This is a genomic window from Hydrocoleum sp. CS-953 (genome assembly GCF_002260545.1).
Lineage (GTDB): Bacteria > Cyanobacteriota > Cyanobacteriia > Cyanobacteriales > Microcoleaceae > Trichodesmium.
In genome coordinates this window covers 1-8,547 of the sequence record NZ_LGSU01001248.1, presented here as the reverse complement: position 1 = coordinate 8,547, position 8,547 = coordinate 1, and the positions used below count along the sequence as shown (strand labels likewise).

The following is an 8,547-nucleotide window of genomic DNA, read 5'->3' as shown; positions in this document are numbered from 1 at the left end:
ATATAGTACCTTGGCGTAATGCCTATGTATATAGTATATCAAAAGCTTTTTAGGAGACATCTGTGGTAGACAAGCAATATTAGAAAAAGAGAGAAAAATACTCTACCACTCCCTTACTCCCATACTCCAAATCATCAGAACCCAAATTGATTACATTAATTTATTGGTTGTGTATCAGTAAAGTGTGGGATAAGTCGCGTAGGGCTGGCTAATATGATCTAAAAGCACTGATATATAAAGGTTGAGTCCCCACATGGTCGCGAAAAAAGTGCAAATTTTTCAGCCTTTGAGACTAAAAAGTTAGCACGAAAGGCAGACACTTGCCAAAAAGATACAGGTACAATTATTTCTCCTACTTTCGAGTGCCTCCCCACACTTCCCACACGGACCACACTTCTCATACTTCCTTGACGCACTACCAATTTATTTTTGCGGGATTGGCTCTGAAAGTACCTTTGTCTGTTACTCTTAATCTGTTATTAATTATTCAACAGCTAACTCAGGTATTCTTACATTTTATTAAGATAAAACAACTATATTACAAGTTTCGCTGTAATATTACCACACTTAAACTTTTTTGTCAAAAAAAATGGGACAAAAAGAAACCTATGTTCAGAAAAATCAAAAATAACTTAATTAGGTATTGCTGAATTTTGTAACAACTTGTAAAGTAATAATAATAAAAAAATAAGTAAATTTAATTGAAGAGGTTTTTACCAAACAAATGCGAGTAGCGATCGCCGGAGCAGGTCTAGCAGGTCTTTCCTGTGCAAAATATTTGACAGACATGGGTCATACTCCAATAGTTCTCGAAAGGCGGGACGTACTCGGAGGTAAGGTGGCAGCCTGGAAGGACGAAGAGGGAGACTGGTATGAAACTGGTCTGCATATATTCTTTGGTGCTTATCCAAATATGTTGCAACTATTCAAAGAATTGAATATAGAGGATAGACTGCAATGGAAACAGCACACAATGATTTTTAATCAACCAGAAAAACCAGGAACATACTCTAGATTTGATTTTCCGGACCTTCCAGCGCCTTTAAATGGGATGGTGGCCATTCTCCGCAATAATGATATGTTAACCTGGCCAGAAAAAATCAGGTTCGGTATAGGTCTAATCCCAGCCATAGTCCAAGGCCAAAAATATGTTGAGAAAATGGACAAATACAGTTTCTCAGAATGGCTGAAAAAACAAAATGTGCCTCCAAGAGTGGAAAAAGAAGTATTCATCGCCATGTCAAAAGCGTTGAACTTTATTGGTCCCGAAGCAATATCCTCCACTGTAATTCTCACAGCTCTTAACCGTTTTCTCCAAGAGAAAAATGGATCGAAAATGGCATTTTTAGATGGTTCTCCCACAGAACGATTATGTCAACCTCTGGTAGAATATATTACCAAGGGAGGCGGGGAAGTACACTTAAATGCACCGATAAAGGAATTCCTGCTAAACGATGATGCTACAGTTAGTGGATTCCTAATTAGAGGATTAGACGGAGCAGAAGATCGAGTTCTGAGTGTTGATGCTTATGTCTCAGCAATGCCAGTCGATCCCCTAAAAGTAATGTTGCCAAAACCTTGGCAGCAGATGGAATATTTTCAAAAGCTTAACGGTTTGGAAGGGATACCAGTAATAAATCTACATCTGTGGTTTGATCGTAAGCTCACAGATATAGATCATTTACTATTTTCCAGATCGCCCCTACTAAGTGTCTATGCAGACATGAGTAACACTTGTCGTGAATATGCTAATCCCAACCGTTCCATGTTGGAATTAGTATTAGCACCAGCTAAAGATTGGATTAGTAAATCCGATCAAGAAATAGTCGCAGCAACAATGGCAGAGTTGGAAAAATTATTTCCGGCTCACTTTACAGGAGAATCTCCAGCTAAGTTGTTGAAATATCATGTTGTAAAAACGCCCCGCTCTGTATACAAAGCTACTCCTGGTCGCCAAGACTGTCGCCCTTCCCAAGTAACACCAATTGGAAATTTCTTCCTCACGGGAGACTATACAATGCAGCGCTATCTAGCTAGCATGGAAGGGGCCGTACTTTCTGGCAAGCTAACAGCGCAGGCTATAGCTAAAGCAGATCCTACTCATCTTGAATCTCATGCAAACCTGCAACAAACAACTCCAAAGCCAGCAAAGAATGCTGCAACGGTCTAAATCTTCCCAACGCATGACTCGTTCATCCCTGGTATCTTTAGAAGAATCTTATGAGCTGTGTCGTCAAGTCACAGCCAAATATTCTAAAACTTTTTACATGGGTACTCAGTTAATGCCAGAAGCTAAAAGTAAGGCGATATGGGCAATTTATGTCTGGTGTCGTCGTACAGATGAACTGGTAGATGGACCAATGTCAAATACCACGACTACAGAAACCCTCCAAGAGTGGGAACAACATCTTGAATCTATCTTTGCTGGCTATCCCTTAGAAGATGCAGATGTAGCATTGGTAGATACCCTATCTAAGTTCCCTATAGATATTCAACCGTTCCGTGATATGATTGCAGGTCAACAAATGGATCTGTACCGAAGTCGGTATCAAACATTTGAGGAACTGAAACTTTACTGTTATCGAGTTGCAGGTACAGTTGGTCTAATGACTATGCCAGTTATGGGAGTAGAAACATCAAATTTTGCTGCTCCCTGGAATTCCAACCAACAAACCCATTCTCCTGTAACAGAAGCGATCGCCTTGGGAATTGCTAATCAACTTACAAATATTTTAAGAGATGTAGGAGAAGATGCTCGTCGAGGTCGAATTTATCTTCCTTTACAAGAATTAGCTTTATTTGATTATACCGAAGAAGATTTATTGAATGGTGTAATTGATGACCGTTGGCGAGAGTTAATGAAATTTCAGATTCACAGAGCGCGTAAGTTTTTTGTTGATGCAGAAAGAGGTATTAAGCGTTTGAACGCTGATATTCGTTGGCCTGTTTGGTCAGCTTCTATGCTTTATAGTAAGATTTTAGATGCTATTGAGCGGAATCAATATGATGTATTTAATCGTCGAGCTTACGTTTCTACTCCTCGAAAATTGCTATGTTTGCCCATAGCCTTTCTTAGATCAAAAGTCTTATAAGTTGTAGCAATGTATCCTTTAACAAACAGCTAGTGGGAAAATGCTTAAATTGGCAAATTTGGACAATTAATAAGCTATTTAATTCAACTTGGGATTAATAATTACAGAAATTACACAACCCATGATTTTTAAACACTACATAGGACTTGGTGAAAAAATCTTTTAGTGAGGGAAAGAAATTGGGAATAGGCAATTAGCAATAGTTTTACTGTTAACTTTTCTGCATTTTCCTTCACTTGACTGGGGATTTGGTTGGCCTGGTTTTTGATTTTTATTTAGTCGTGCATCTGGCAATTTTTTTCAAGCTAATTCAGCACTTAAACCTCTGATATAGATAGGTTCTAGATTTATTCAACAGACCCTACATATTATAAGACGTTATAGTTTTGGTTTAGTATATATGGTGTCTTTGCCTAAGTCCTGAGTTATATATGTGAAAGAAAAAGCCTTTGATTTATTAAATCGAAGGCTTTTTTCACTCATCATATCACATCTGGTAGCAGCGGTATTATTCAGCATTTTAAAGATAAGAGGCTATATTGTAGAGGCGAATGGCCATTTTCGGCTGTCTCCGATATATCTGCGCAGCATTCCGCAGGAAAACTCCCCTATCCTTTGTATGACGATCGATGGAATTATATTACTCCGAAACCAACGGATTTGAGATCGGTTAACTGTTAACTGTTTCAATATCCGATTAATACTAAATTTCGTTTATAGCTTGGGTAGTTGGGTTGGTAGATATCTTCAATTGTCATTAGGTAGACGAGAAAAATGATTACTTGTTTACCATTCCTAAATTTAGATCGCAACTTTGTAGATATAGCTATAGGCATGATTAAAAAACTATATCTACAATTATGTCAGCGTAAGATTTTTGAGTTTACTCAAGTGATTCCTAAGAATTAGTGCTAGCTGCCAAACGTTGCTTCAACTCTGCTAAAGCATCAGCCCAACGGGGATCTGGTTGAACCGCATCATTACCACTAGAGCTAGAACTACTAGCAGCTTTAGATGATCCTCCTTTATCCTTTTCACGACGAGACTTTTTACTCTTGCCAGTATTGTTTTTACTAACTGGTTTAGGTTCAGCCTCAGCATTTTCAGACTCACCCTTCTTAGCACGAGGTAAGGCTTTTTCAATCTTTAAAGGAGTTTCTTTAAACTGATAACCGTTATACTTTTCAATAATTTGGTCAGCTTGTTCATCATTTTTAACTGTCACAAAACCAAAACCACGACATTTACCAGTTTTACGATCTGTGATCAATTTAGTAGTGACACTATCGCCTTCTTCTTTAAAAACTTCTTGGAGTTCTTGACGTTCCATTACCTCTTTAGGCAAATTACCAATATACAAACGAATTGACATAAAAAAAATCCTCCAGACTTTGAATTTTAATTGTTTAAATTACAACAAACGAAAACTTAGTCAACTGAGATTGACTGAACATAAAACAAGAGCAGAATCAAAAAAACTGCTCCAGACTTTGAAATGTGAAGAACTTTGACAAATACCTATATTAACCTTTACTACAGATGAAATGATTTCAAATTTCCCATTTTGGTAAACTCTGGCAAATAATTTTATTTTGTTATGTTGTTCTTTAAACTTTTTGCTCATTACTCAACAAACAAAACTATAGGCATTGCTCAATTACTTCTTTTTAATATTGATTTGCTAAACATTTATCGCCCCAACTTTTAAATATAAGTTCAAAGCCTGCTAAATTCAAACAACCTAATTGCTAATATGATATTAATTTCAAGTATACTGCTTTATAAAACTGATATAAAACGTCACAATTAGTGATGTTTTAATGTGTACGGACGTTGCATGCAACGTCCCTATGTTCTACCGGAACTGTCGGCAGCACTCCGTCCACAGGCATCTCCATGTCGGCAACAGCCTAAACGATAAAGCCCACCGCATTTCTCGCTCTTTATACTTGTATTCAAATCGCGGTCTATAGACAAAACTTCCTACTTGGTGAGGGCTAAAACTTAATCATAATATTTGACTTATTTTTCAACCAAACCGGAAATGCTTACTGCTTATCTTTCCTTTGTTAACAGGCTAGTTATTTCTTAACCACTATAAACTTATCATAATCCTAAGTCAATATCTACTATATTTTCTTAAATTTAACTATTTACTCGTATCTTCAATACTCAACTTAAACTGTTCAGTAATCCCTACTTTTCTGATCGCAAAATTTATGAATTGCCAAAAAACCAGCCGACAGTTGTGGCTGGTAGAACTTGCTGTGTTGGGAGATTGACACTTACCACCCAAAAAGTCTTATCTATTGTGAGTTAAGTAGAGGTTTTCTGTATATCAACAGACCATATTTATTAAGGCGATTCTTACTGTTGGCAGCATACATTTACCTTATTAAATCTGTAATATTTCTACTAATTCAGTTCAATCAGACTCAACTCCTGAGCTAGGCAAAATTATGAGGTCGCTTGGGTTAAGCTACTCTATGTAAATAAATGTAACATAGTTAATTCAAGAATGCAACTTTTCTTTACATCATCTGATAACTAAAATCTGCCCGTATATACCATAGAAGCTGCCCATATAGCAATAGCAAAAGCTACAATTGTTGACCAGAGAGGATGACCACTGTTAATAGATTCACCATTTTCAGTTTGAATAGTATTAATATCTATCCAAGGAGTAGCTCCTCGCCTCCACCAACCAGTTACGGTTATAGACTTACCAACAAGATCGCTAGGACGATTTATTTTAGGCCATAAGTTACCAATTGGCCCCAATTGATCGGAATAATGCAACCTCACCAGACCTCTTGTTGTTTGTAGAATCAAATCTTGTCCCAACCAATTCATCATTCCGCTTTTACCAAGAAGTTGGCCTTTGAATTGAATTGCTTGACTATCTAATGGCAAAGCTTCTGGGTCGGTTAACAATTCTAATAAGTTAGGATTTTGCCAAAGTTTAGTTGGTTTTATATCAGGGAAAAATTGGTTAATTCTTATCAAAATACCAATACTAAAACCCATAGTCAAAGAACTAACTAAAATGGAAATATCTCCAAATAACCAATCTAAACGCCAAAGACCAACAGCAGATGAAACTAGACCGATAAACCAGAAAAAAATAGCAAAACCTAGACCTATTAATATACCAAAAAATGGCGCTCCCTGAAGTAAAAGTTTTTGCCAATCAAGATTTTGTGGAGTATTAATATTCTCTTTTGGAGTACCATTTAATTTATTTTTTGTGGTTACATCAGCATTAATATTTCCTAATTTTAACTCTGTTTCTAGTTTCCAGAAATTAGCATATAAACCTAATATTTTTAAGCGATCGCCAAGCGCAGGATGACTATTATTAACTTCTAACCATCGACGATATGGGTTAAAAATATCCCAATTAAAAATAGATTCAAAACTACTAGATGAAATTACACTACCAGTAGTAATAGCTTGGTTTATTCCTACTGGCATTAAGATTTCAAAACTCTCCAATAGATTCCTAATTTTGCCTTGATTTTTAACATCATCAGCCATACCAATTGTAATTTTTATAAGAGCGCGTGTGAGACCATTAGGATTACCAGTTAAATTACAAGCTTGGCGATCGCTATAATAAACCCGCCGACGAGACAACCATAAAATTGGCAATTTTAGCAACCAATATAAACCATAACTAAGAGTTGAAATTATTGCAGCAAATATTCTAAAAACGGAGACTAAAATATGCAAAAAAGATTTGATAAATCCTGGTAAAAAATCAGGTAATTGATGATTAATAAAATCTAAGCTCCTATCTGCCCAAAAAGTTAATTGCCAATAAATAGTGTAGGGAATTTGAAGCATCAGATTAGCCATAGACATTAACCGGAAATCTCCTGTTTTAATATGACTAATTTCCCTAGCATAAATAGTAGCAATTTCATCTTCTGCTAGATTATCTAATAATCCTTGACTAACAACTATCCTGAAAAAACGAGGCAAGCATCCATAACTAAATGCTATTGGAACATCTATTGGTAAGACCTTTAATGTAATTCCCCGTATTTTTTGTTTTTTACAAAAAGTACGGAGCAGTTTATTGGCTTCTTTACTGTAATTAATTAGAGTTGTTGTTGGTAGAGTTTGGAGACCATAGGTAAGTATTAATAATCCATCAATTAACCAAGGAGAGAATATAAATAATCCCAGCAGAAAAATTATAAAATTTCGAGTGGGGTCTCGATAAAAAATTTGAATTGGTCGAAAGTGTGGGAGCCAAACTAGAAAATCATTTGTTGCATTTAAGCTAAACTTTAGTAGGGTAAGACTTAGCCAAAATAGAGCAATAACTACAAATATTTGTTCTAGCCATAAAAGAGTTAAATTAGGAGTTTTAAGGCGACGACCTCCTTTTGCCCTTCCTGCTTCACGCCATGTCAGTTTAGGTAAATTTTCTGGTTTTTCTGAAGTAATATCTGTTGATGTTTGATGGGATTCATTTGTAGTTTCTGAATTTGATTTATTAACTAGGTTTGATAAAGCAGGTGATTTATTTTTATCTGCCTCTATATCATTTTTGTTTGACTGAGGATGCTGTACAACATCTGAAGTTTTACTAGAATTTGTTTGGAGGTTATTTGGTTTTTCTGAGATTGATTTAGAACCAGTTTCTAGAGAGAAATCAATATTTTTTTTAGAGATATCGTTGGTATTTTTGGTAGATTTAGATTGATTTGAAGTAGGATTAAAAGGAGTAAATCCTGTTTCAATAGGTTGTTGATTTTGGGAAGATTCTTCTGGAGTTTTAGAGGTAGAATTTGTTTGGAGGTTATTTGTTTTTTTTGAGATTGGTTTAAAACCAGTTTCTACAGATAAATCAATATTTTGATTTGCTTGAGAGATGTGATTGCTATTTTTGGCAGATTTAGATTGATTTGAAGTCGGATTAAAAGGAACAAATCCTGTTTCAATAGGTTGTTGATTTTGGGGAAATGTTTCTGAAGATTCAGGGGTAAGAATTGTTGATTTTTTGATATTTTTAGGCGGATATCGCTTTAATAATTCCTTGAGATGACGATTAGCAAAACTTTGAATTTCATTATCAGAAATTTTAGTAAGATTACGACACAAAGAAATAGCTCTATCTACTTGTTTAGTTTTTTCATAAGCAATAACTAAACCTATCTGAGCTTTTAACTTTTGCTTGATAGATTCTTGTTGAGCAATTATTTCTAGGTGAGCGATCGCCTGTAAATAATCTTTTTGTTTAAGAGCAAGTAATCCAGCTTTTAAAGATGGTTTTTCTGGCACATAGTTATCTGGGGCAGAAGATGTTTTATCTATCATTGACTGAATTGTTGAGTTATATTTTACTGAATTTCACCAGCCAAATACCAATTCTTCTGATTATTAGCAATTTTCAATACTATTCAATTTAAATTGCCAGAGTTTTTTATATCTAAAAATAGAGTAT

The 8,547-nt window shown here is 35.5% G+C and carries 5 protein-coding genes; 2 read left to right on the top strand and 3 right to left on the bottom strand.

Annotated features, from left to right (window positions below):
• Positions 1 to 636 precede the first annotated feature (636 nt).
• Positions 637 to 789 carry a hypothetical protein gene (locus tag AFK68_RS37160; protein ID WP_168186591.1) on the bottom strand — a complete coding sequence of 51 codons (153 nt, stop codon included), beginning with the start codon at positions 787 to 789 and terminating at the stop codon, positions 637 to 639.
• On the opposite strand from AFK68_RS37160, the gene pds reads away from it, so the two are divergent.
• On the top strand, positions 725 to 2,170 hold the full coding sequence (gene pds / locus AFK68_RS21500; protein WP_094674949.1) for a 15-cis-phytoene desaturase: 1,446 nt from the start codon (positions 725 to 727) through the stop codon (positions 2,168 to 2,170). The two genes, AFK68_RS37160 and pds, sit on opposite strands and share 65 nt — an antisense overlap.
• On the top strand, positions 2,154 to 3,092 hold the full coding sequence (gene crtB / locus AFK68_RS21495) for a 15-cis-phytoene synthase CrtB (protein ID WP_094674947.1): 939 nt from the start codon (positions 2,154 to 2,156) through the stop codon (positions 3,090 to 3,092). The genes pds and crtB overlap by 17 nt, the downstream gene beginning before the upstream one ends.
• Before the next feature lie 898 nt (positions 3,093 to 3,990).
• Here crtB and AFK68_RS21490 read toward each other — a convergent pair.
• Both AFK68_RS21490 and AFK68_RS21485 read right to left on the bottom strand, forming a co-directional pair.
• Positions 3,991 to 4,464 carry an RNA-binding protein gene (locus AFK68_RS21490; protein WP_094674945.1) on the bottom strand — a complete coding sequence of 158 codons (474 nt, stop codon included), beginning with the start codon at positions 4,462 to 4,464 and terminating at the stop codon, positions 3,991 to 3,993.
• Between the two features lie 1,175 nt (positions 4,465 to 5,639).
• Positions 5,640 to 8,420 (bottom strand): M48 family metalloprotease, encoded by a 2,781-nt coding sequence (locus tag AFK68_RS21485; RefSeq protein ID WP_094674943.1) that lies wholly within the window; start codon positions 8,418 to 8,420, stop codon positions 5,640 to 5,642.
• Positions 8,421 to 8,547: the final 127 nt, after the last annotated feature.

What these genes read in the sequence shown, in the direction of transcription:
- AFK68_RS21490 (WP_094674945.1), bottom strand. Translation starts at nt 4,464, where the DNA reads ATGTCAATTCGTTTGTATATTGGTAATTTGCCTAAAGAGGTAATGGAA.
- pds (WP_094674949.1), top strand. Translation starts at nt 725, where the DNA reads ATGCGAGTAGCGATCGCCGGAGCAGGTCTAGCAGGTCTTTCCTGTGCA.
- AFK68_RS21485 (WP_094674943.1), bottom strand. Translation starts at nt 8,420, where the DNA reads ATGATAGATAAAACATCTTCTGCCCCAGATAACTATGTGCCAGAAAAA.
- crtB (WP_094674947.1), top strand. Translation starts at nt 2,154, where the DNA reads ATGCTGCAACGGTCTAAATCTTCCCAACGCATGACTCGTTCATCCCTG.
- AFK68_RS37160 (WP_168186591.1), bottom strand. Translation starts at nt 789, where the DNA reads ATGTCTGTCAAATATTTTGCACAGGAAAGACCTGCTAGACCTGCTCCG.